Origin of the sequence: Streptomyces orinoci, from assembly GCF_003121295.1 — a bacterium.
Classification (GTDB): domain Bacteria; phylum Actinomycetota; class Actinomycetes; order Streptomycetales; family Streptomycetaceae; genus Streptomyces; species Streptomyces orinoci.
In genome coordinates, this window is record NZ_PHNC01000033.1 from 27538 (window position 1) to 50291 (window position 22754).

The following is a 22754-nucleotide window of genomic DNA, read 5'->3' on the forward strand; positions in this document are numbered from 1 at the left end:
AGGAGAACATGGCAAACACATCCGGAAAAGGCGACAACTCACCCTTCAGCGGCTACTCCTACGAGCAGCTCTGCGCCATGCTGGCGAATGCGAAGGCCCATCCGATGTATTCGGCGGCCGAAGCCCTGGTGAAGGCACAGGCCGACCTCACCGCCCTGGCCGAGGAGCTCAAAGCGCACGTCGACAACGTCAAGTGGGAGGGCGAGGGCGCCGAGGCGTTCCGCAAGTGGGGCGCCGACATGGCCAACGAGACCCACCGCATGGCCGACTACGTGAAGGACGCCAGCAGCGCGATCGGAAACGTCGGCAGAGGCATCGACGCAGGCAAGAGCAAGCTGCCGCCGGCGGCGGAAATGTGCTACGCGGACCCCAACCTAGACAAGGCGAGCAAGGCACCGGTCGAGCAGAAGCGGCAGGCGGCGATCCAGGCGCTGGAGGCGGTGGATTCGCATTACTCGGCTTCGCTGGCGGATTTCGGCAAGCTGAAGGAGCCGAACTTTCCGCCTATGCCGGATGGTTGGGTGCAAGAGGATGGCCCACAGACACGCCTCAGCGAGCCTGCGTCCGGAATGGGTGCATCTGCCGCGAATGATGATGCTGCAGCAATGCGCTCCTCGAATGTCGTCCGGCCGACGGGTCATGACAGTGCCGTGGGCCCTTCAAGGGAGATCAGCTCGAAGAACCCCATGGGTTCAGACGCCCCGCCGAGTCATCCGACTGGTACCCATATTGATTCGACGGCCACCCTGCCTTCCCATGAGGGAACTCGAACGCAGCCGCCTGCGCCGCTTCCTGATGGCGATACCCGTGTCCATCCGACCGGTGTGAACCGTCTGCCTACGGTGCCTTTGCCTCCTGCGCCGCTGGACCTGCCGTCTTCGAAGAGGCCCAACATGCTGCCTCCGGAGCCTTTGCCTGGACAAAAGGTGCCGCAGAGCGGCCCAGGAACCTCCCGTAGCGCTAGACCAGTGACAGGCATGCGAGGTGAAGTGGTGGGTGGCTTGCCCGGTCGGCCCGGTGGTTCGTCCGCTACACCACGGCTACCGCGTGCAACGGTCATCGGTGCTGAGCCGCTGCCTGGTGCACATGGCCCAATAGGCACGGGCGGGGTCGGTGCTTCGAGCCCCGGGGCCGTCGGCGGGCAAGGGGGCGGTGTCCGGCGATTCACCCAGAGCAATGTGGTGGGCCAGGAATCCGGCGCCCTGCCGCGCGGCCCCATGGGGGCAGGCGCGCATCCGGTCTCGGGGACTGGTGGAGTCTCGGGGAATAGAGGCGCGGTACGCAGACTCGCATCTGAGCCAGGTGGCATTGCTCGTGCTCCGCGCTCAGCCCAGGGGCGAGCCGAGTTCACGACCGGTGGCACGGGCCTGGTGCGGCAAGACCATACGGGCGACGTGCGCCGCAATAGTCAGTCCTCAGGCGATGCAGGACGAGACATGCAACGGAAGCGGTTGAATCGACAGACGGAGCAAGAGGAGAGCGACACCGGCACTACGCAGCGGACGGCGCCGCCCGTCATCAAGTAGGCAGACTGCCACCTTGATTAGGAGACCCAAGTCAAATGCCTCTGAGATCTAGCAGATTGAAGCGACCTTCAGTGATAGCGCTGACGTCGCTCGGGCTTGGGCTCCTCTTTCAGATGAGCGCCGCATCCACTGCCATGGCCGACGTCCGGTCACATGAGTGGTATCTCGACGACATGCAGGCTGAGGCCATGTGGAAGGTGAGTACGGGCAAGGGCATCACTGTGGCCGTGCTCGATAGCGGAGTTGACGCCACGCTTCCCGAGCTACGTCATCAGATCGTCGGCGGAGCCGATCTGTCCAGCCATCCGACAGGGCCGCTCAAGGACATGGAAGGCCATGGCACAGACATGGCCGCAATTATTGCCGGTGATGGAAGCGGCGGTGGCATTCAAGGAATCGCACCGGGAGTAAAGGTTCTGCCCGTCAAGTTCGACAGGATCGGCGGCGAGGCGATGGCGCGAGGCATCCGGTACGCGGTAGACCAACATGCCCAGGTAATCAACATTTCGATGGGTTGGCCTGCAGCTTCTACACAGGCCAACGATGTGCAGCAGGCCGTGAACTATGCGCTGCAGAAGGGGAGCCTGGTCTTTGCCAGTTCGGGCAATGACGGCGACAACGGAAATATGGCCTCCTACCCGGCCGCTCTGCCCGGAGTGGTGTCCGTAGGGGCAATCGACCGGAACGGGGACGTCACCAAATTTTCCACGCACGGACCGCAGCTGGCCCTCGCTGCCTATGGCCAGGACGTCGTCGGCCACTGCAAGGACGACCGAAGCCAGTACTGCTTGGCAAAGGGAACCAGCCCCGCCAGCGCCTTCGCCTCCGCCGCCGCCGCCCTCATCTGGTCCAAGCACCCAGAGTGGACCAACAACCAGGTCCTGCGCGTCATGATGGAAACCGCCGGCAAGCCCAGCGACGGTCAAGTACCCAGCGAGTACCTGGGCTACGGCATCGTCCGTCCCCGCAAGGTGCTCCTTGAAGGCCAGGGCGACCCGGGCCCGGCCGACGTCAACCCGCTGCCCAGGGCGCAGGCGGAGCTTCACGGCCAGTCCTCCGCCGGTGCTCCGGCAACCCTCGGTAAGGACAAGGGATCGGCCACCCACAAAGCAGACGTAGACTCGGCCGCTGAATCCGCGTCAAGCGGCAGCAGCGGCCACCTCATGACCTGGATCGGCATCGGAAGCGCAGTGGCCGTCGTCATCGCGGCGACCACCGCCTTCCTGATCGCCCGACGACGGAGAGCGACGGTGTCACAGCCGCCCCATCCCGGGGCGCCGCAGATACCGCCCATGGGAGGGGCGTGGCGGGACCAGTAGCCAACCAGTTCCGCTTGCAAGGGCATTGCGCCCTCCGCAGCAACAGCAAGAGTGCGAATCCCGGTGATTCGCCGCCAAACCAGTGAGAAGGTGGGGCATGTCTTCAAAGCAGAAGATCTCAGAGGACGCGTTTAATCAATTCACCAGCACCATCGATGTCGCGATCGAGGCGTTCAACAAGAACGTGCAGAAGTTGCAGTCTGCCATCCTGGCGGTCGAAGGGAACTGGAAGGGGCAGGCCCACGCGGCCTTCCAGCAGGCCCAGACGGAGCTCAATGAGGATCACATGGTCGTCAACAAGCTGATCCAGGAAATCCGTGAAGCAGTGGGCAAGACGCACACCATGGGCGGGGCCAACGACGGTGACATCGCTGCGTCGATGAAGGGCGTCAGCGCGCTCGACCACTACTGAGCCAGCCTCTTTCCCAAGATCGATCAAATCAACACCAGAGAAGTGGGGGACCCCATGGCAGGCAATGGCGGAGAGATCGCGGTAACTTACGAGGCCCTGACCCATACGGCCAAAGACATCCGGGATGCGGCGAACACGCTGGCCACGGAGCTTGAGACCATGAAGCAGGCCGTCAACAAAGTGTCCGAGGGCTGGGTGGGCGAGGCCCACGAAGCGATGAAGCATGCCGAGAACGTGTTTCATCAGCGGGCAGAGCGGATCAAGGCTGCTCTGGAGAAGGTGGCCAAGCTGGTCGAGTCGGGTAGCGAGCACTACCAGATCACGGACAAGAAGGCTGCCGCGCTGTTCCAGCTCTGAACCGGCCGCGGACAAGCGGAGGGCGGGCAGCCGGCTGCATGGTTGCCCGCCCTCCGGCGTACTCACGTCAGGTCAAACTCCCCGTCCCGGACCCCGAGGACAAACGCCCGCCACTCGGACTCCGTGTAGCGCAGCACCGTATCCGGATCTTCCGAAGACCGCATCGCCACTGCACCACCCGGCAAGTACGCGATCTCCACACGCGGCAGGTCCGGCGGGCTGTCGGGTGCGCTCAGCCACTCGACGCCGGAGATGTCCATCGCGTACAGGGCATCGGTCTCTTCTTGGGTTGCCATGGTTCCAGGACTCCCTACCCGAATCTGCCTAGCTGGCTGGTGAATTGATCTGCCAGCAGCGTACTGCGCCAAGCCGTGGGGGAGACCGTTTCGGCGAAAGCCTGTCGAACGGGCCCGCGGCGGTCGTGCCGACCGCCGCGGCGGTACGGCTGCGATGCCCCCGAGCGTGGTCACGGACGGCCTGTTCCGGCACCATGAAGAGGAGCATGGCGAGATCGAAGACGAGAGCGACGAGGATCAGCATGGCAGCCGTCCGGCTCCAGAGAGTGGTCGGCGGCGACGTTCGCACCTGGTCAGTCCAGCATGCCGGCCGCCGCCCGAGGCGGGCTGTCGTGTCAGTGCCGGCGCCTACCACTTGGGTGTCCTGCCCAGCTTCAGGCTGCTAACCAGGGCCTGGACACGCCACCGGTGCTGTATCAGCAGACGCGCCGAGTGGCGGAGTTGTTCCGGCTCCGCCGGTCGCGTGAGTTCAGTCGCCCAGCTCACGCTGGATCGTCACATCCGTGCGTAGTTCCGCGCCGCCTCCCGCGGGAAAACGGCCCACATCTTGCCCCCGTTCAGCGGCGCTCGCGCCTCCTCCACCCCACAGATTCCGCCACAATTGTCAACCAGCGCCTCTACCACCCACAGTGCCTTGCGCCGCTGTTCCCGGCATACGGCCGCGGCCTGTGCGCCGTGCGCCGGGTGCTCGTCGAAGACGGTGAGCCGCAGCGTGCCGTACCGCCACCGCATCGACAGATGCGCGTCCCTCCCTGGCGTGAACGCGCAGGCAGTGGCGAGTAGTTCGGATGCGGCGAGCACTCCGAGATCGCCCATCTCGGCCAAACCGTGTGCCTCGAGTAGCTTCCGGACGAGTTCACGCGTTGTGGCCAGGCAGTAGGTACTCGCGGGCAGACCGAAGGAGTAGTTGAGGCTGGCGGGGGTCGGCTTGAGTGCGTGGGAGGAGTTGGGAGGGCAGGGACTGTTGTTCATGGGGGTCTCCAAGTGCCACAACAGGGGGAACGCCAAACGCAGGCAGGGCGATACCTGCCGGTGCACCGCTCTGCGTGATCGAGGCAGTACTGAACGTAGCGCAAGCTTGTCGCACCGTGCTACGTGTTCTGAGAACGTTGCTACTGGATGGATCCCCCGACCGCCTGGGGGCAGACTGTGCGCCGTAACCCAGGAGAGGTGACATGCCACCGAGGAGCGCCCCCACTGTTCGACAACGCCGACTCGGCGCCGAACTCCGCAGGTTGCGGGAAGCTGCCGGCGTGACGACGCAAGAGGCTGCGGCGCTACTCGGCGTTGACCGCACCCGCATCCCCAACCTCGAATCCGGCCGCTTTGGCATCAGCTCCGACCGTGTACGTACGCTGGCCCTCAAGTACGGTTGTGCGGATGCTGCTCTCGTTGAAGCTCTCGCGAACATGGCAGAGGACCGTGGTCGGCATTGGTGGGAGTCCTACAGGGGTCTGCTGCCCCCAGCCTTTCAGGACGTCGCTGAGCTGGAGCATCACGCGAACGCCATGAGGATGTTCGTGATGGTCCACATTCCGGGTCTGTTGCAAACTGCGGAACACGCTCGCGCAGTCTTTGAAAAGTCATTGGCGGGGCTGTCGCCTCGGGAGATCGAGCTACGAGTCGCCCATCGCATGCGCCGCCAGGAAATTCTGACGCTACGTGAGCCCGCGCCCCCATTCACTGCGATCATCCACGAGGCTGCCTTGCGTATGCAGTTCGGCGGGGTGAAGGTCGCTCGCAGGCAGTTGGTTCACCTCTTGGAGATGAGTGAGCGCGACACCATCATTCTGCGCGTTCTCGCTTTCGCCTCCGACGGCTTCGCGGGACCAGGGCAACCTATCTTCTATGCCCACGGGCCGGTTCCTCAGCTGGATACTGTTCAGCTGGACAACTACCACGGAGCTGTTTTCGTCGACTCTGCAGCCGACTTGGCGGGGTACCGACGCCTGCTCGACGAGACGGAAATGTGCTCGCTGCTTCCGGGAGCTTCTCGCGATCTCATCCATTCCATCATCCGTCAACTCTGAAAGGCGCACGATGTCCGACATTAGATGGCAAGCCCCGATCTGTGGCGGCAATGGCGGCAACTCTTGCATCCAGATAGGCCACACGGCGAGCGGCGACCTCATATTGCGGGAGACCGCCCATCCAGAGGAGTTGATCAGCACTACGCGCACCAGCCTCCGCAACTTCGTTGAGGCGGCCAAACGGGGAGAGTTGGACCACCTCCTCTGATCTGCTCTACGGAACTTGATCGAGTGGTGTCGTTCAGTGTCTGACAGCGGTCGGTCGGCTTCCGTAGCACTGTGTCGTGAGGTACGCGTAGGGCGGCGGGTTGACCGGCGCCGGGAGGGCTAACCTTGAGCGGACTCGGCTGCAGGCCATGAAGGCTGGCTTGGAACAACGGCTGTAATCCAATTGTCGCCTCGCCCCGGAAGTTCGTCGAGGCGAACGCCGACTGGTTCACCTCTTTACATCTGCTGTCGGGTGCGCATGACCGGACTGGTCTCCGGCGAGGCTCCGGTCGACCAGGTCCGGAGGTCGTCGGCGCAGGTAACCAGGAGCTGAGTGGTGCTCTCGACGCCGAAGCCGCTCCAGTTGCTCCTGCTGTTGAACTGCTCAGCCGGCCCGTGGCCGGGCTGTCACTGGTCCTGCTCGGCTGAGAGACCCAGTCCATCCAACCCAGTTGCCTGACCCGGGCAAGCGCGGTGTCGAACTGGCCTGGTACCGGCGGACGTTGTCGTAAGCGATCACTCACGCCGAACGCGCCAGTGAGGCCAGGCACTTATCGTCGCATGCCACAAATGGGCGCAACTGCGTATAAAGCGTACAGAGATATGTCCGCAAGGGGGCCCAGCGCTCTCAGGCAAGCCCGCGAGTACAGTAATGGCGGCATCGCGACGTGTTTCCCATCACGCCTGTCCCGACGTAGCGGAGCTGAAAGTATTCTTCTTGCCGCTTGGCACAACACCGCTGTATTCGCGACGAGGAGACCGCATGATGTCGGAGCCCGCAGTTCAGCAGGACACCCGAATACAACTGGCCTCTGCCGAGGCGTCCAGAGGAGATGGCACCCACAAGGCGAGTGTGCGGCCGTGGACCGATGCCGGTGGGGTGGCGGGCGAGCTGCGGCAGGGGATGCAGACGGCACTGACTGATCTGGAGCACGGCCACGACGGCATCAAGTCGGGGACCGAGGGTTTCGCCAGCGCCTCAACCTTGGGCAGGATCCTGGGCGGTTGGCAGAGCCGCCTGGAAGCTGTTCGTAATGAGTGCGGCGATCTCGACGGCAAGCTGAAGAAGGCCGGCATCGGCTTCGGCGAGAACGAAACCACGACCAAAGAGTCGTTCGACGCGGTTCGTAACCGCTCCAAGATCGACGACTACGCGAAGTAGGGGCGGATCCGAATTATGGTGACCATCGATCAGCTGACAAATCTCGACACTTCCAAGTTCACCAAGGCGGCAGGTGCGTGGAGTTCTGTCAGTAACCGGGCGAGCTCTGCTCGAACCCGCGTGGAACACGAGATACTTGCCAAGCTCGGCGGCACGCAGAAGGGCGAAGCTGCAACAGCCGTCTTACACCGGCTCGCCACAGTAAGCAAGAACTATGAGTACATACATGCTGAATGCGGGCTGGTCCGCACTGTGCTCAGCTGCCTGGCCGAAGAACTGGCAGTCTCGCAGCGGAAGCTTAAACAGGCTCTCGAGGATGCGGAAGCACTGAAGTTCACGGTCAAACCCGATGGCTCAGTTGAGTACCCGAGAAGTCCCGGGACCCCTTTGCCGCAACTTCAGGCGCCCGCAGCGCCCAACGCGATGCCACCGATACTGAAGCCCGAGGCCACAGCCGATCCAAACGCGGCCAAGGCGCAGGCCATCGCCAACCGCATCGGCGATGCGCTCAAGGATGCCACCGAAATTGATGGCCGTTACGCGAAAGCGCTGGCGGAGCTTACCACCGACGGAAATTTAAAAAACACCGACCGGTCGGACATCGCTAGGGATACGAGAGATGTCCAGCGCGCGGTAGGGGATCACCTCTCCCTGTCGAGCATTCCCAAGGGGAAGTCTGCCAAGGCCAACGCCGAATGGTGGAACAAGCTGAGCCAGGAGAAAAAAGACGAGTACATCGCCCTTTTCCCGGCCGAAATCGGTGCGCTCGACGGGCTTCCTTCCACTGTCCGTGACAACGCCAACCGCGTGGTCCTGGACGAGGCCTACCTCGATGCCAATCAAAAGCTCAAGGAAATCGACGCACGTGAGCCCAAGAAGTACGAACAGAAGTTCAACGACATGACGGGCCTTCCGATCGAGGGGGAGGAGCAGATCTCGCAACAGTGGAAGTTCTGGGCGGAGGACCGAAAGAAGCTCACGGACAGACTGCACGCCATGGAGGCCATACAGGCCCGCTTGGACGATACGGGCGAGGAAGGGCTACCCGAGGCTTATCTGCTGGGGTTCAGTGATAAGGGGCTCGGCAGGTCGATAGTTGCCAACGGCAATCCGGACACCGCCGACCACACCGCAGTCTTTGTTCCTGGAACAACGTCCAAGCTCGAGAAATCCAAAGAATACATCGAGCACATGACCGACTTGTGGAAGGCCAGCCAAGCCAAAGCGCCCGGTCAGAACGTATCGACCATTACGTGGATCGGGTACGACGCGCCCCAGAGCGTTGTGCCCGAGGCGATGTCCCGCACCTATGCCTGGAAAGCTGCGCCGATACTGAACAATTTCCTCGATGGGCTGCAGACCACCCAAGGGGGGCCGGGACACAGCCACACAACAGTCATCGGTCACAGTTACGGAAGCACGGTGGTCGGCGCCGCATCGATTAAAGGTGACCTGGCCGCCAATGACATTGTGGTAGCCGGAAGTCCGGGCATGATGGTGCCGCACGCCAAGGACCTGAGCGTGGGGGCGGACCATGTTTGGTCAGAGGCAGCCTCCCTCGCTGACGATCAAGTTCCGGCCGGTGGAAAGCTCGCCGGACTGGGCGGTCAGACAGATCGGCTCCCCTTTTCCAAGGCGATTCCCTTCGGGTATGCCTTGACGCAAAACGTGCCGTCTGACAGAGACTTCGGAGCGCATATCATGAAGAATGACGCCGAGGGGCACGGGGACTATTGGAGGAAGGGCTCCGTCAGCCTGGACAATCAGGCCAATGTGGTATCCGGGACTATGACAGGGTGACGCGTGACTGACAGAAAGTACAGCGCCGTGCGGCGTCGGCGGTGCGCACGCCTTATCATTCCTTTTATTGCCCTCGTAGGGACCTTCGCAGTGGGGTGTTCTGACGTGCAAAAGCTTAATTATGAGCCGGAAGAACTATCAGTTGACTCGGCCAGAAGCAAGACCAAAAGTGTCTCTAGTCAGCTCCTCGAGATGATTGGCGTCAAGGGGAAGGTCACGCAACCCGGTCCAGGCCTCGCGAAGTGCGATGACGAGCCGGACGCCAAGGATCTGTACATCATGAACCATCCATGGTCGGTGTACGGGGTTTCGAACGATATCCTCAAACAGGGGATGGAAAACCTGCGGAAGTCACTTCCGGAACGCGGCTGGAAGATTCTGAAGGATGGCGAGACCAAAAGCGTTGCCCGGGACCCGGAAATCCTCGCCGAGAACAAGAAACTTCGTTACGCCGCCCACATCGTCTGGATGCGGACGAGCGCCAGCGGTCGGCCGATGATCAATGTAACCGTCGTTTCCGGATGCTTCAGGGCTCCCGCCGGAACGGATATCAACAAGGAATACTGACCGCTGCCTGGTCATCATGCATGGTCATGATTTCAGCTCGACTACGGCAGGCTGGCCCGCACAAGCTCACCACGCGCGCATGGAGCATATTTCTCCGGGTTTCCTGCTACCGGTAGCTCGTTGAACTCATCGGTACCGGCAGCGGGATCCAGACTGTACTTGGCGGCCATGTGAACTCGACATTGTCGCGCATAGTTGCGGAAGCCTGGTGGCCGAAGAGACCGCGCGGGATAGCCCGAATCTTCCTCTGGACAAGGGGATCTTCGTGGGCAGCCCCGGTGTTGGCATAAATCATGCAAGGGCCCCCATCTAAAGGGAAGTTCATGAGAATGCAAACGGCATCCTGGCTACGGCGCTGCTGGCTGTGGCGGGCGCGACGGCGTCATGTGGGACCAATACGGAACAGGCCAAAATGAACGAACAGCAGGCAACCGAACGCGCACAGCAGATCATCCACCAGGCAGTGGACGGCATGTCCCCGAAGCCGACCCTGAAGCTCTCTGAAGGTCCATCGGTCGGTTCCTGTCTGGCTCGCGAAGAACACGGTCACGACGACCGGGTGCAGCTCACGGTCACCTATCAGTTGACAGGGGTTCCTGGCACGCAGGCCAAGGTCCTGGTGAAGCGGGCCAGGGACGCCTGGGTGAAGCAGGGCTACAGGTTCCAGAGTTCGACTGCGGATGGGAAATGGTCCGACCCATTTCCCTTTGTCAATATGCGAACCTAGCCGGATGGCTTCTGGATGGATGCAGTCACCGGGGTGGTGGACAAAGAGAAGGGAGAAGGGCTTGCCTCCCTTTCAGGGATCTCCCCTTGCTTCTCACCGGCCAAATCCGCCACCGCCCAGCGCAACATCCGCGCATAGCCCTGGATCCGGAGAGGCCTCGCACCACCGCCGAACTGGGCGAGCGCAACTCCCCGGCGGCCGTACCCCCTCCTACCACCTGGGCGTCCTGCACGCTCTGGACTGGGCCACTGCAGTGGCTGGTGGTCCGGATCCGGAACGCGCCGACGCGTGCTGTACCAACAGGGGCGCCACGCCGTCGAGTTGCTGTGACGCGCAGGACGTCACCTGACGCTGCTGCAACATTGCAGTCAATTAGCTTCGCAGTCGTAATCGGTCAGCAACTCTGGCAAGAGCCCAAGTGGGCCGGAGTCAGTCGGCGCCCCATACCTCGACCAGGTAATCCGGGGGGTCCTCCTTGTCGCATGGTTTCTGGATGAAGTCCCGGCCCAGGTAGAGCCGGTTCGGGGACCACAGGATCCAGTCGGTATCAGACCTGAACCCGGTCAGGCTGCGGCGAGATTTTTCGGGAAGTTTCAGCAGAGGTATCGCAGTGAACGTACCGGGGCTGATGCTCATCACCGCGTTGCGGCTGTCCGCGTCGGCCCTTTGGTATGCGATCAGATTGCCTTCCCCGTCCACGTTCACTGGTGACAGCCAAGTGCCTTCAGCGCTGGCTGTCTTGCCTTTGGGTTGACCATTGGACAAATCGAACTCGACGATCTCGTTGCCCTGTGCGCCCGAGGCGGTCGTCTGATGCGCCCTTGTGGCCACGTAGAGACTGCCCTTGTTGACCACGAGGTTTCCGCAGTTCTGGATTATGTAGACGCAGCTCGCGACGTATCCGCCATTCGCCATGGAGATCTTTGCGCGCAGTTTTCCGTCCCTGGCACTGTCATCGATGACCATGAGATCGGAAACATCGTTGCCGCTTGAGTCGTTGGCGTTGATGGTGATGACCAGGGGAGCAGCGGAGACCACATAGGCGCTCTTCAGTCCGCGGGGCAGCAGAAATTTGGAAGCCACTGCGCCGTTCGGCCTGAGGGTTTGGACGCTGTACCGTGGGTCCTCCAATTCGTCGCATATGCGCATCGCGACCAGCTTGCCTCCATCGCTGCCGTAGCTGATGTCATGGCAGGTGTCTTCCGGCTTGGGCTTCCACAGCTCTCTGCCGTCATTGAGTGACCAGGCCGCACCGCCGTAGGGGCCACCGGCCGCTACAGTGCTTCCGCCTACGGTGACTTGCCGGAAGTCAAAGGTGTGGTCACCGGATCGAGCCTGCTTCTGCCACAGCTTCCTGCCAGTGCCAAGGTCCAAGAGGACGACTTCTGTGCAATGGTCGCCGGCATCGATTGCGACCTCGCCATTTGCCTTGCTGGTCCGAACGATCAAGGCGACCTTGCCGTCTGGCGTGGCATGGCGGGAGGCCGCGCAGACCTCGCCGTCCAGCGGCAGGTCCCATTTCCGGCCGCCGGTCGGGCCGTAACCGGTGACCTGGGCCAGACCGGTTTTCACAAAGCCGTAATCAGTGACCCACAGGCCGGCAGTCGGACGCATCCCGGGGACCAGGGGCTCGTCCAACGAGAGCAGCAGCCTGCCGTTGATGGGTTTTGGCTTGCCCGCTCTCTTGGGCTCGTCCGTAACTGTCTTGCTGCTGCTGTGATTTGCCGAGCCATGCGAGCCGCCACCGTCCTGGGTGAACGTCCAGATGCCGCCCGCGGCTGCCAGAGCAAGGGCCGTCACCATGCTGGCAAGGACCATCGAGCGCCGTTTACCCCGCTTGCCATTCTCGGCGCCCAGAGCAGTGTGGGACGAGTAGGCACCGATTGGCGGTCGTTGCCCCGGAAGCGGGGTGGCTGGACCGGGCGGCGCCTGCGGGGATCCATGGCCGGCCGGTGGGAGTGGCCGGGACGGCATGGCCGGGGGCGGCCCGAAGCCGTGTGGGCTCCCTGTGGCCGGAGTGTTGCCTTGCTGCGGCGTACCCGGCGCGACCGGTGGTGCGTCGCCCGACAGGTTCGGCGGAGGGCCGAATGCCCCTTCGGCGAAGGGAATCCGAGGCGAGCCGGAACCGGCGGGCGGGTCCTCCGGAGGATTCCCCTGCGGTGACTGGAATGGCTGGGGCGGCTGGGGCGGCTGTGACATCAACCTTCCTCATAACGGACGGAAACCGGGGAACGAATGCCTGCTTGCCGCATTCGTTCCCCGGCGGGCGTGGTGGACTTGCCGTCACCAAGGGCCAGTGCCCCCGGACATGCCTACTGCTCCGCCAGCCACCCCGCCTGCATCAGCGGAGTCCCCCGCTTGCGGGAGACGAAGTAGCCGCGGCCCGGGGGCATGGGGCGGGGGCGGACGCCGCCGAGGAGGTCGCCCTCGTTGGGGTCGCCGGACAGGACGATGCCCTGGGCGCCGAGTTCCTTGATGCGCTGCATAAAGGACTCGTACATGGAGCGGGAGGCACCGGCCGAGTTGCGGGCGATGATGAAGCGAACGCCGACGTCCCGGGCGAAGGGGAGGTTCTCGGTGAGGACGGACAGCGGATTGCCGCTGCTGGTGGAGACCAGTTCGTAGTCGTCGATGATGATGAAGAACTGGGGGCCGGACCACCAGCTGCGGTCGCGCAACTGCTGCGGGGTGATGTCGGGTTGCGGGGCGCGCCGTTCCATCAGGCCGTTGAGCGCGTTGGCGTGGGTGGTCATGGCGGACGCCGTGGGGGCGTACTCCAGCAGATGGCTGGGGGGCACCACATCCAGCAGGGTGCGGCGGTAGTCGCCGACGATGATCTTCGCCTCGTCGGGGCCGTAGCGCTCGGTGATCTGCTTGACCAGCAGCCGCAGCAGGGCCGTCTTGCCGGACTCGCTCTCGCCGAAGACCAGGAAGAACGGGTCGGTCTCGAAGTCGATCCAGACCGGCTCCAGGTTGGTCTCGTCCAGGCCGATGGCCACCCCGTGCTGCGGGTACTCGAAGCCCTTGGGGAGTTCGTCGGCGCGCAGCCGGCGGGGCAGCAGGCGGACCTTGGGGGCGTGCGGGCCCTGCCAGGCCTCGCGGACCGCGCGGATCATCCCGGCGGTGGCGTCGGTCATGGTCTGCGGGTCGTTGCCGGAGTCGATGCGCGGCTGGCCGCCCATGAAGTGGAGTTTCTCCGGGAGTTGGCCGCGGCCGGGGACGCCGGCCGGGACATTGGCGGCCACCTTGCGGTCGAACTCGGAGTCCATGGTGTCGCCCAGGCGCAGCTCCAGCCGGTTGAGGATCTGGTCCTTGAGCGAGGCGCGGACCTCCATGTTGCGGGAGGCGGTGACCACCACATGGACGCCGTAGCCGAGGCCGCGGCCGGCGATGTCGGTGACCACGCCCTCCAGGGCGTCGTACTCCTGGCGGAACGGGCCCCAGCCGTCCACGATCAGGAAGACATCGCCCCATTCCTGGTCGGCGTACTGGCCCATGGCGCGGCCGCGCCGGTAAGTGGCGATGGAGTCGATGCCGTTGGCGCGGAAGTACTCCTCGCGCCGGGCCAGGATGCCGGCGACCTCGGCGACGGTGCGGCGTACCCGCTCGGGGTCCAGGCGGGAGGCGATGCCGCCGACATGCGGCAGGTCGGCCACCGCGCTCAGGCCGCCGCCGCCGAAGTCCAGGCCGTAGAACTGGACTTCGGCCGGGGTGTGGGTGAGGGCGAAGGCGGAGATCAGGGTCCGCATCAGGGTGGATTTGCCGGACTGCGGGCCGCCGACGACCATCATATGGCCGGCGGCGCCGGAGAAGTCGCGGTAGAGGATGTCACGCCGCTGCTCGAAGGGCTTGTCGATGAGGCCGAGGGGGACCACCAGCTGTCCCAGGCGCGGGTAGTCGGCGGCGGTCAGGCCGCGGCCGTCCACCGGAGACAGCGGGGGCAGCAGCTGGTCCAGGGACGGGGCGCTGTCCAGGGGCGGCAGCCAGACCTGGTGGGCGGCGGGGCCCTGGCCCTCCAGGCGCCGCACGATGACGTCCAGCACGGTGTCGGCGAGGGCGTCCTCGCCCTTGGCGGCGGAGGAGGTCAGGGCGGCCGGGTCGGGGGCGGTGTAGGTGACGGGCACCGGTTCGGCGGTGAACAGCACCGGGCGCAGTTCGATGGGCAGCGGCCCGCTGTCCGGGCCGGGCGCGGTGGCGCCGGTGCGGTACGGGCCGGAGACATACGCCGCCTTGAAGCGGGTCATCTCGTCGGTGCCGTACTTGAGATAGCCGGAGCCGGGCACCGAGGGCAGGTGGTAGGCGTCCGGTACGCCCAGCGCGGTGCGCGACTCGGCGGCCGAGAAGGTGCGCAGGCCGATGCGGTAGGAGAGATAGGTCTCCAGACCGCGCAGCCGGCCCTCCTCCAGGCGCTGGGAGGCGAGGAGCAGATGCACGCCCAGGGACCGGCCGATGCGGCCGATCTGGATGAACATGTCGATGAAGTCCGGTTTGGCGGTGAGCAGTTCGCTGAACTCGTCGATGACCAGGACCAGGGAGGCCAGCGGCTCCAGCGGGGCGCCCGCCGCCCGTGCCTTCTCGTAGTCGTGCATATTGGCGTAGTTGCCGGCCGACTTCAGCAGTTCCTGGCGGCGCTGGAGTTCACCGGTGATGGAGTCCCGCATACGGTCCACCAGGGTGAGGTCGTCCGCCAGGTTGGTGATCACCGCGGCCACATGCGGGAGTTCGGACATGCCCGCAAAGGTGGCGCCGCCCTTGAAGTCGGCGAGCACGAAGTTGAGGGTCTCCGAGGAGTGGGTGACCGCCAGGCCGAGGACCAGGGTGCGCAGCAGCTCGGACTTGCCGGAGCCGGTGGCGCCCACGCACAGGCCGTGCGGCCCCATGCCCTCCTGGGCGGCCTCCTTGAGGTCCAGCATCACCGGTGCGCCGGATTCGTCCACGCCGATGGGCACCCGCAGCCGTTCGGCGGTGGTGCGCGGGCGCCAGGTGCGGGTGACGTCCACCGAACCGGCGTCGCCCAGGTTCAGCAGATCGGTGAAGTCCAGGTTGGCCAGCAGCGGTTCCTCGTCGTCGCCGCCGCTGCCCATGCGCAGCGGGGCCAGTTGGCGGGCCAGCGACTCGGCGGCCGGCAGCGACAGAACGTCCGGCACGCCCTCGTAGGAGGCCACCTGGGAGAGCAGTTCGAGCTTGCCGGGGCGGGCCACGATGGACAGACCGCCGCGCAGTTCGTCCAGTTCGCCGGGGATCACCTCGACGATGGTGACGCCCTGCAGGCCCTCGGGGGCGGCGAAGGCGGAGTCCGGCGGCACCATGCCGCCGGCCAGCAGCAGCACCAGGTGCGGCTGGTCGAGGACCGGCTGGCCGTCCCGGCTGAACCGGGTACGGCCCTCCAGGCGCGGCTGCAACAGCAGTTCCAGCTCGGCGAGGTCGTCGCCGATCAGCCGGCGGGTGCCGGCACCGTCCACGGTGCCGGGGACCTGGACATGCGGCAGCCACTTGGCCCAGTCCCAGTCGGCGGCGTTGCCGCGGCCGGTGACCACGGCGATGACCAGGTCCTCCGGCGAGTGCAGGGTGGCCAGTTGGGCGACAAAGGCGCGGGCGTTGCCCAGCACCGTCTCCGGGTCGCCGGAGAGCGTCATGTGGTAGAAGGCGCGCAGCGACAGGGCCAGCGGCATGCCGTCCACGGCGCCATGGGTGGCCAGGAAGCGCTGCATGGCGCCCGCGGTCAGCGGCTCCAGCTCGTCCACCGGGGCGGTTTCCGGGGCGATCAGGGGAGTTGCCAGCTGCTGGGCACCCAGCCCCAGGCGCACCTGCCCGAAGTCGTCGTCGCCGACCCGCCGTTCCCACACCCGGCCCGGGGTCTCGCCGCCGACGCGGGTGGTGGTGGCCTCGGTCACGATGGACCACAGCTGGTCGGGGGCGGGGTGCAGATACAGCTGTGCGGCGCGCTGCGCCCGGGCGGTCTTCCAGACCGTACGCCGGGTCTGCGCCAGGTACTTGAGGTAGTCGCGGCGCAGGTCGCCGAGCTGGCCCTGGGAGCCCTGACGGTGCCTGACGAGCATCGCGACGGTCATGCCGACCGTCGAGAACATCATCATGACGCCCATGATCTTCATCATCGGGGCGGCCCCCGGCATAAAGAAATAGACCATGGAGGAGCCCATGCCCAGGGTCGGCAGCAGCTGCATCAGCATGCTCTCCTGGCGGCCGCGGGGCAGCTCCGGCGGTGCCTGGAGGCGGACTTCCTCGGTGGGCACCTCCGGCGGGAGCGCACGTGGCTGGCGCTTGACGACGACTTGGCTCACCGGATGCCTCAACCCCTCCGCACTGCAAGGAGAATTCCCGGGCCGCCGCTCTCTGCGGCGTGGCCCCCCTGCGCGAACGGCGATCCTATCGGCGTACCGATCGGCCGCACCGATAGGGTGGCCGCCGCGCGTATGCACGAGCGAAGAAGCAGAACTGACAGGGGGCCCAGAAGGTGAGTACGTCCGCTACGACCGGCTTCTGCAGGGTGACCGTGGTGGCACCGGACAGCCGGATCGATGTGGCTCTCCCCGAGGACATCGCCGTCGCCGACGTCTATCCGGAGATCCTGCGGCTGAGCGGGCAGACCCAGCCGGCCGGCGCCCCGGCCGGCTACCACCTGGTGCGCCGGGACGGCACGGTGCTGGACGGGGCGCGTTCGCTGGCCGCCCAGCGGGTGCTGGACGGTGAACTGCTCTCGCTGCGGCCCTTCGCCGAGTCGCTGCCGCCCGCCGTCTTCGACGATGTCTCCGACGCGGTGGCCGCCGCGGTCACCCGGGACCGCACCCTGTGGAACGACCGGCTGCTGCGCGCCTGCGGGCTGTCCGGCGGGGCGCTGCTGCTGGTGCTGATGGCCTTTCTGCTGTGGTTCGCCGACCCGGTCGGGCACGATATGCACGGCCTGCCGGGGATCATCGCGGCCTCGGTGGGCGTGCTGCTGGCCGCGCTGGCGGGGGTACGGGCCCGGGTCTATGACGACCGGGCCTCGGCGGTGGCCCTGGGCCTGGCCGCGCTGCCCCATGTGATGGTGGCCGGTTCCGGCCTGCTGGCCCTGGACAAGGGAGAGGGCATCGGGCGGCTGCAGTTCCTGCTGGGCTGTGTGGCCGTGCTGGTGGCCTCGGTGGCGCTGGTGGCGGTGATGCCGGGCGGGGACGCGCCCTTTGTGGCCGCGGTGCTGGCCTCGGCGACCGGCACGCTGGCCGCGTTCGGCGCCATCCTTACCGGGGCGAGCGCCACCCGGACCGCCGCGGTGTGCGTGGTGGTCGCCATCGGGGCCATCGCCTTCCTGCCCGGACTGTCGGCGCGGGTCGCCCGGCTGCCGATCGGCTACGCGGCCCCGCGCTCGGCCCCCGCCGGGGAGGACCTGGACGGGGCCGGACCGGCCCAGGCCGCGGTGCGGGTGGACGCCGAGCGGATTGCCGCCCAGGCCCGGCGCGGCCATGAGATGCTCCTCGGCCTGGTCGGCGGCTGCGCCGCGGTGGTGACCGGCGCGGTGGCGGTGCTGGGCTTCTCCAACAGCATGTGGGGCCAGCTGCTGGCTCTGGTCTCCGGCCTGGCGATGCTGCTGCGCGCCCGGCTGTTCCGCTACACCGCCCAGGTCGGCGCGGTGCTCGGGGCCGGGCTGGCCTCGCTGTCGCTGCTGGTGCTGGGCCTGGCCCTGAACCCGCCGGCCTCCGCCTTCCGTGCCCTGGCGGGGGGCGACCACGGGCCGCTGGACGTACGCACCCTCTGGCTGGCCGCCTCGGTGGCGGCGGGCGCCGCCCTGCTGACCGGTATTGCCCTGATCGTGCCGCGCAAGGGCCTGTCCCCGTTCTGGGGACGGCTGAGCGATATCGCCGAGGGCGCCTTTCTGCTGGGCCTGGTGCCGCTGTGTCTGGCGGTGCTGGACGTCTACGGGCGGGTACGCGGGCTGGCGGGCTCGTAGCGGGGCGGCGGGCTCATCGCAGGCGATCCCCTCTTTCGGGTGATTCCGGGGGTGACGGGCCGGCCGGCCTGACCGGGCCGTACTGCTGGTACTCTGTGTGACGGCCGTTTGTGTACGCGCCTCCGGACAGCCCAGGCTTCTGGGGACAGCGCCCAGCGGACCCCGCCTCCCGAGTCACGGAAGCTCCCCTGAGACCAAGACCAGGGGCACTCGGTGGCCGAAATCGAGACTCAGAAGGAGTACCGCGTGTCGCTCGACGCCGCTACCAAGAAGCAGATCATGGCCGAGTTCGCCACCAAGGAGGGCGACACCGGTTCCCCCGAGGTCCAGGTCGCGCTGCTCACCCGTCGGATCTCCGACCTGACCGAGCACCTGAAGATGCACAAGCACGACCACCACTCCCGCCGTGGTCTGCTGCTGCTGGTCGGCCAGCGCCGCCGCCTGCTGCAGTACCTGGCGAAGAAGGACATCCAGCGCTTCCGCGCCCTGGTCGAGCGCCTCGGCATCCGCCGCGGTGCGGCCGGCGCCAAGTAAGACGGCGTGAAGGGAGCGGTTCCCACATCTGGGGGCCGCTCCCTTCGCCGTATCTCGTGGGAAGCAGAAGCTTTGTAGTCTGGTCCCACAACGCAAGACCGTATGAGGAGGAGCGCACGGCTCGCCGCCGGTCCTCGGTAGTGGCCCCCGGAACGGGGAATTCCGGGTGCTTCGATCGAAGACCGGCCAGCACAGGCGCCCTCCGCCACCGTCCCCGCCACACGGGCGCCGGGACGCAGACGAGGAGATAACCCTGGTGGAGAACGAGACCCACTACGCCGAGGCCGTCATCGACAACGGCCCCTTCGGCACCCGCACCATCCGCTTCGAGACGGGCCGCCTGGCCAAGCAGGCCGCCGGCTCCGCCGTCGCGTACCTGGACGACGACACCATGGTGCTGTCGGCCACCACCGCCTCCAAGAACCCCAAGGACCAGCTGGACTTCTTCCCGCTGACCGTGGACGTCGAGGAGCGGATGTACGCCGCCGGGAAGATCCCCGGCTCCTTCTTCCGGCGTGAGGGCCGCCCCTCCGAGGACGCCATCCTCACCTGCCGGCTGATCGACCGCCCGCTGCGCCCGTCCTTCAAGAAGGGCCTGCGCAACGAGATCCAGGTCGTCGCCACCGTCATGGCGCTCAACCCCGACCACCTCTACGACGTGGTCGCCATCAACGCCGCCTCCGCCTCCACCCAGCTCGCGGGCCTGCCCTTCTCCGGCCCCATCGGCGGTGTCCGGGTCGCGCTGATCCAGGGCCGCTGGGTCGCCTTCCCGACCCACAGCGAGCTGGAGGACGCCGTCTTCGACATGGTGGTCGCCGGCCGCGCCCTGCCGGACGGCGATGTCGCGATCATGATGGTCGAGGCCGAGGCCACCGAGAAGACCATCCAGCTGGTCAAGGACGGCGCCGAGGCCCCGACCGAGGAGGTCGTCGCCGCCGGCCTGGAGGCCGCCAAGCCCTTCATCAAGGTGCTCTGCAAGGCCCAGGCCGACCTGGCCGCCAAGGCCGCCAAGCCCACCGGCGAGTTCCCGATCTTCCTGGACTACCAGGACGACATCCTGCAGGCGCTGTCCGCCGCCGTCCGCACCGAGCTCGCCCAGGCGCTGACCATCGCCGGCAAGCAGGAGCGCGAGGCCGAGCTGGACCGCGTCAAGGCGCTGGCCGCCGAGAAGCTCCTGCCGGAGTTCGAGGGCCGCGAGAAGGAGATCTCCGCCGCGTACCGCTCCCTGACCAAGTCCCTGGTCCGCGAGCGCGTCATCAAGGAGAAGAAGCGCATCGACGGCCGTGGCGTCACGGACATCCGTACGCTGGCCGCCGAGGTCGAGGCCATCCCGCGGGTGCACGGCTCGGCCCTGTTCGAGCGCGGCGAGACCCAGATCCTGGGCGTCACCACGCTGAACATGCTGCGCATGGAGCAGCAGCTGGACACCCTCTCCCCGGTGACCCGCAAGCGCTACATGCACAACTACAACTTCCCGCCGTACTCCACCGGTGAGACCGGCCGCGTCGGCTCCCCCAAGCGCCGCGAGATCGGCCATGGCGCGCTGGCCGAGCGCGCCCTGATGCCGGTGCTGCCGACCCGCGAGGAGTTCCCCTACGCCATCCGCCAGGTCTCCGAGGCGCTGGGCTCCAACGGCTCCACCTCGATGGGCTCGGTCTGCGCCTCCACCATGTCGCTGCTGAACGCCGGTGTGCCGCTGAAGGCCCCGGTCGCCGGTATCGCCATGGGCCTGATCTCCCAGGAGATCGAGGGCGAGACCCACTACGTCACCCTCACCGACATCCTCGGTGCCGAGGACGCCTTCGGTGACATGGACTTCAAGGTCGCCGGCACCAAGGAGTTCGTGACCGCCCTGCAGCTGGACACCAAGCTGGACGGCATCCCCGCCTCGGTCCTGGCCGCGGCCCTCAAGCAGGCCCGCGACGCCCGTCTGCACATCCTCGATGTGATGATGGAGGCCATCGACCGCCCCGACGAGATGTCCCCGCACGCCCCGCGGATCATCACCGTCAAGATCCCGGTGGACAAGATCGGCGAGGTCATCGGCCCCAAGGGCAAGATGATCAACCAGATCCAGGAGGACACCGGCGCCGAGATCACCATCGAGGACGACGGCACCATCTACATCGGCGCCGCCGACGGTCCCTCCGCCGAGGCCGCCCGTACCACCATCAACGGCATCGCCAACCCGACGATGCCCGAGGTCGGCGAGCGCTACCTGGGCACGGTCGTCAAGACCACCACCTTCGGCGCGTTCGTCTCCCTGCTGCCGGGCAAGGACGGTCTGCTGCACATCTCGCAGATCCGCAAGCTGGCCGGCGGCAAGCGGGTGGAGAACGTCGAGGATGTCCTCGGCGTCGGCAGCAAGGTCCAGGTCGAGATCGCCGAGATCGACCAGCGGGGCAAGCTCTCGCTGATCCCGGTCATCGAGGGCGAGGACGCGAACGCCGAGAACGCCGAGAACAAGGACGAGTCCGACCAGTGACGTCCCGTAGTACCCGGAAGACGGCCCGCACCTCTTCGGAGGGGCGGGCCGTCGCCCGTACCCAAACGCTTCTCAAGGGCACCGGCGGCATTGGCACGGTGCGGCGCACCACCCTGCCCGGCGGGCTGCGCGTGGTCACCGAGACCCTGCCGTCGGTACGCTCCGCAACCTTCGGCATCTGGGCGGGGGTGGGCTCGCGCGACGAGACCCCGAGCCTCAACGGCGCCACCCACTACCTGGAGCACCTGCTCTTCAAGGGCACGGCCAAGCGCACCGCGCTGGACATCTCCGCCGCCATCGACGCGGTGGGCGGCGAGATGAACGCCTTCACGGCCAAGGAGTACACCTGCTACTACGCGCGGGTGCTGGACACCGATCTGCCGCTGGCCATCGATGTGGTCTGCGACATGCTCACCGGCTCGCTGATCGCGCCCGAGGACGTGGACGCCGAGCGCGGGGTGGTCCTGGAAGAGATCGCCATGACCGAGGACGACCCCGGTGACTGTGTGCACGACCTGTTCGCGCACACCATGCTGGGCGACACCCCCCTCGGCCGCCCGGTGCTGGGCACCGTGGACACCATCAACGCGCTCACCCGCGACCGGATCGCCCGCTTCTACAAGAAGCACTACGACCCCACCCACCTGGTGGTGGCCGCCGCGGGCAATGTCGATCACGCCAAGGTGGTGCGCCAGGTGCGGGCCGCCTTCGAGAAGGCCGGGGCGCTGGGGCGGACGGACGCGGTGCCGGTGGGCCCGCGGTCCGGCGCCCGTACCATCCGCACCGCCGGACGCGTGGAGCTGCTGGGCCGCAAGACCGAGCAGGCCCATGTGGTGCTCGGTATGCCGGGCCTGGCCCGTACCGACGACCGGCGCTGGGCGCTGAGCGTGCTCAACACCGCGCTGGGCGGCGGGATGAGCTCCCGGCTGTTCCAGGAGGTGCGGGAGAAGCGCGGACTGGCCTACTCGGTGTACTCCTACACCTCCGGCTTCGCCGACTGCGGCCTGTTCGGCGTCTACGCCGGCTGCCGTCCCAGCCAGGTGCACGATGTGCTGAAGATCTGCCGGGACGAGCTGGACAAGGTCGCCGCCGAGGGCCTGTCGGACGAGGAACTGCGCCGCGCCATCGGGCAGTTGGCGGGCTCCACGGTGCTGGGCCTGGAGGACACCGGCGCGCTGATGAACCGCATCGGCAAGAGCGAGCTGTGCTGGGGCGAGCAGATGTCGGTGGACGACATGCTGGCCCGCATCTCGGCCGTCACCCCGGACGAGGTCCGCGCGGTGGCCCGCGATGTACTGGGACAGCGTCCTTCGCTGTCGGTCATCGGCCCGCTGAAGGACCGGCAGGCCGCCCGCCTGGACGAGGCCGTTTCCTAGTACTCCCCACA

Annotated in this window: 19 protein-coding genes; 14 read left to right on the forward strand and 5 right to left on the reverse strand. The window is 66.4% G+C overall.

Features of this window, described 5'->3' with window-relative positions:
- The first annotated feature begins 8 nt into the window (after positions 1 to 8).
- The 4 genes from CV755_RS34395 (at position 9) to CV755_RS31145 (ending at position 3614) form a co-directional block, all read left to right on the forward strand.
- The gene (locus CV755_RS34395; RefSeq protein WP_153068775.1) at positions 9 to 1526 is read left to right on the forward strand and encodes a WXG100 family type VII secretion target; all 1518 of its coding nucleotides are present in this window, start codon (positions 9 to 11) and stop codon (positions 1524 to 1526) included.
- Between the two features lie 113 nt (positions 1527 to 1639).
- A complete protein-coding gene (locus CV755_RS31135) occupies positions 1640 to 2845 on the forward strand; it encodes a S8 family serine peptidase (RefSeq protein ID WP_241561507.1) in 1206 nt (401 codons plus the stop codon).
- Between the two features lie 97 nt (positions 2846 to 2942).
- Positions 2943 to 3257: a WXG100 family type VII secretion target gene (locus tag CV755_RS31140; protein WP_109283880.1), complete on the forward strand. Its 315-nt coding sequence runs from the start codon at positions 2943 to 2945 to the stop codon at positions 3255 to 3257.
- Positions 3258 to 3311: 54 nt separating this feature from the next.
- Positions 3312 to 3614: a WXG100 family type VII secretion target gene (locus CV755_RS31145; protein WP_109283882.1), complete on the forward strand. Its 303-nt coding sequence runs from the start codon at positions 3312 to 3314 to the stop codon at positions 3612 to 3614.
- Between the two features lie 62 nt (positions 3615 to 3676).
- Here the strand turns inward: CV755_RS31145 and CV755_RS31150 are convergent, their stop codons facing one another.
- The 3 genes from CV755_RS31150 to CV755_RS34405 all read right to left on the reverse strand — a co-directional run bounded on the left by CV755_RS31150 (position 3677) and on the right by CV755_RS34405 (position 4882).
- Positions 3677 to 3910: a DUF397 domain-containing protein gene (locus CV755_RS31150; protein ID WP_109283884.1), complete on the reverse strand. Its 234-nt coding sequence runs from the start codon at positions 3908 to 3910 to the stop codon at positions 3677 to 3679.
- A 28-nt stretch (positions 3911 to 3938) separates the two neighbouring features.
- Complete coding sequence (locus tag CV755_RS34400; protein ID WP_153068776.1) at positions 3939 to 4154, reverse strand: hypothetical protein; 216 nt, start codon at positions 4152 to 4154, stop codon at positions 3939 to 3941.
- A 251-nt stretch (positions 4155 to 4405) separates the two neighbouring features.
- On the reverse strand, positions 4406 to 4882 hold the full coding sequence (locus tag CV755_RS34405) for an ATP-binding protein (protein WP_153068777.1): 477 nt from the start codon (positions 4880 to 4882) through the stop codon (positions 4406 to 4408).
- 203 nt (positions 4883 to 5085) lie between these two features.
- Here CV755_RS34405 and CV755_RS31160 point away from each other — a divergent pair, with 203 nt between their 5' ends.
- From CV755_RS31160 to CV755_RS31190, 6 genes are all read left to right on the forward strand, one after another.
- Entirely contained in the window at positions 5086 to 5940 is an 855-nt protein-coding gene (locus tag CV755_RS31160) for a helix-turn-helix domain-containing protein (RefSeq protein WP_109283888.1), read from the forward strand.
- 970 nt (positions 5941 to 6910) lie between these two features.
- Positions 6911 to 7309: a hypothetical protein gene (locus CV755_RS31170; RefSeq protein ID WP_109283893.1), complete on the forward strand. Its 399-nt coding sequence runs from the start codon at positions 6911 to 6913 to the stop codon at positions 7307 to 7309.
- Between the two features lie 15 nt (positions 7310 to 7324).
- Positions 7325 to 9109: an alpha/beta hydrolase gene (locus tag CV755_RS31175; RefSeq protein ID WP_109283895.1), complete on the forward strand. Its 1785-nt coding sequence runs from the start codon at positions 7325 to 7327 to the stop codon at positions 9107 to 9109.
- A 3-nt stretch (positions 9110 to 9112) separates the two neighbouring features.
- Positions 9113 to 9676, forward strand: a complete 564-nt coding sequence (locus CV755_RS31180) for a hypothetical protein (RefSeq protein WP_153068778.1) — start codon at positions 9113 to 9115, stop codon at positions 9674 to 9676.
- 181 nt (positions 9677 to 9857) lie between these two features.
- On the forward strand, positions 9858 to 9989 hold the full coding sequence (locus tag CV755_RS31185) for an alpha/beta hydrolase (RefSeq protein WP_109283899.1): 132 nt from the start codon (positions 9858 to 9860) through the stop codon (positions 9987 to 9989).
- 99 nt (positions 9990 to 10088) lie between these two features.
- A complete protein-coding gene (locus tag CV755_RS31190; protein WP_109283901.1) occupies positions 10089 to 10403 on the forward strand; it encodes a hypothetical protein in 315 nt (104 codons plus the stop codon).
- A 429-nt stretch (positions 10404 to 10832) separates the two neighbouring features.
- Here the strand turns inward: CV755_RS31190 and CV755_RS31195 are convergent, their stop codons facing one another.
- Both CV755_RS31195 and eccCa read right to left on the reverse strand, forming a co-directional pair.
- Positions 10833 to 12221: an outer membrane protein assembly factor BamB family protein gene (locus CV755_RS31195; RefSeq protein ID WP_161968775.1), complete on the reverse strand. Its 1389-nt coding sequence runs from the start codon at positions 12219 to 12221 to the stop codon at positions 10833 to 10835.
- Positions 12222 to 12715: 494 nt separating this feature from the next.
- Positions 12716 to 16705 carry a type VII secretion protein EccCa gene (gene eccCa, locus CV755_RS31200; RefSeq protein ID WP_109283905.1) on the reverse strand — a complete coding sequence of 1330 codons (3990 nt, stop codon included), beginning with the start codon at positions 16703 to 16705 and terminating at the stop codon, positions 12716 to 12718.
- A gap of 173 nt (positions 16706 to 16878) precedes the next feature.
- Here eccCa and eccD point away from each other — a divergent pair, with 173 nt between their 5' ends.
- The 4 genes from eccD (at position 16879) to CV755_RS31220 (ending at position 22743) form a co-directional block, all read left to right on the forward strand.
- Positions 16879 to 18348, forward strand: a complete 1470-nt coding sequence (gene eccD / locus CV755_RS31205; RefSeq protein ID WP_109283908.1) for a type VII secretion integral membrane protein EccD — start codon at positions 16879 to 16881, stop codon at positions 18346 to 18348.
- Positions 18349 to 18594: 246 nt separating this feature from the next.
- Entirely contained in the window at positions 18595 to 18882 is a 288-nt protein-coding gene (gene rpsO, locus CV755_RS31210) for a 30S ribosomal protein S15 (RefSeq protein WP_109283937.1), read from the forward strand.
- Between the two features lie 256 nt (positions 18883 to 19138).
- Complete coding sequence (locus CV755_RS31215) at positions 19139 to 21367, forward strand: polyribonucleotide nucleotidyltransferase (protein WP_109283911.1); 2229 nt, start codon at positions 19139 to 19141, stop codon at positions 21365 to 21367.
- The gene (locus CV755_RS31220; protein ID WP_109283914.1) at positions 21364 to 22743 is read left to right on the forward strand and encodes a M16 family metallopeptidase; all 1380 of its coding nucleotides are present in this window, start codon (positions 21364 to 21366) and stop codon (positions 22741 to 22743) included. Before CV755_RS31215 ends, CV755_RS31220 begins: the two co-directional genes overlap by 4 nt.
- The last annotated feature ends 11 nt before the right edge of the window (positions 22744 to 22754 follow it).

Bases quoted from the DNA above. Each gene is read 5' to 3' on its own strand.
- CV755_RS34395 (WP_153068775.1), top strand. From the start codon at position 9: ATGGCAAACACATCCGGAAAAGGCGACAACTCACCCTTCAGCGGCTAC.
- CV755_RS31135 (WP_241561507.1), top strand. From the start codon at position 1,640: ATGAGCGCCGCATCCACTGCCATGGCCGACGTCCGGTCACATGAGTGG.
- CV755_RS31140 (WP_109283880.1), top strand. From the start codon at position 2,943: ATGTCTTCAAAGCAGAAGATCTCAGAGGACGCGTTTAATCAATTCACC.
- CV755_RS31145 (WP_109283882.1), top strand. From the start codon at position 3,312: ATGGCAGGCAATGGCGGAGAGATCGCGGTAACTTACGAGGCCCTGACC.
- CV755_RS31150 (WP_109283884.1), bottom strand. From the start codon at position 3,910: ATGGCAACCCAAGAAGAGACCGATGCCCTGTACGCGATGGACATCTCC.
- CV755_RS34400 (WP_153068776.1), bottom strand. From the start codon at position 4,154: ATGCTGATCCTCGTCGCTCTCGTCTTCGATCTCGCCATGCTCCTCTTC.
- CV755_RS34405 (WP_153068777.1), bottom strand. From the start codon at position 4,882: ATGAACAACAGTCCCTGCCCTCCCAACTCCTCCCACGCACTCAAGCCG.
- CV755_RS31160 (WP_109283888.1), top strand. From the start codon at position 5,086: ATGCCACCGAGGAGCGCCCCCACTGTTCGACAACGCCGACTCGGCGCC.
- CV755_RS31170 (WP_109283893.1), top strand. From the start codon at position 6,911: ATGATGTCGGAGCCCGCAGTTCAGCAGGACACCCGAATACAACTGGCC.
- CV755_RS31175 (WP_109283895.1), top strand. From the start codon at position 7,325: ATGGTGACCATCGATCAGCTGACAAATCTCGACACTTCCAAGTTCACC.
- CV755_RS31190 (WP_109283901.1), top strand. From the start codon at position 10,089: ATGAACGAACAGCAGGCAACCGAACGCGCACAGCAGATCATCCACCAG.
- CV755_RS31195 (WP_161968775.1), bottom strand. From the start codon at position 12,221: ATGGTCCTTGCCAGCATGGTGACGGCCCTTGCTCTGGCAGCCGCGGGC.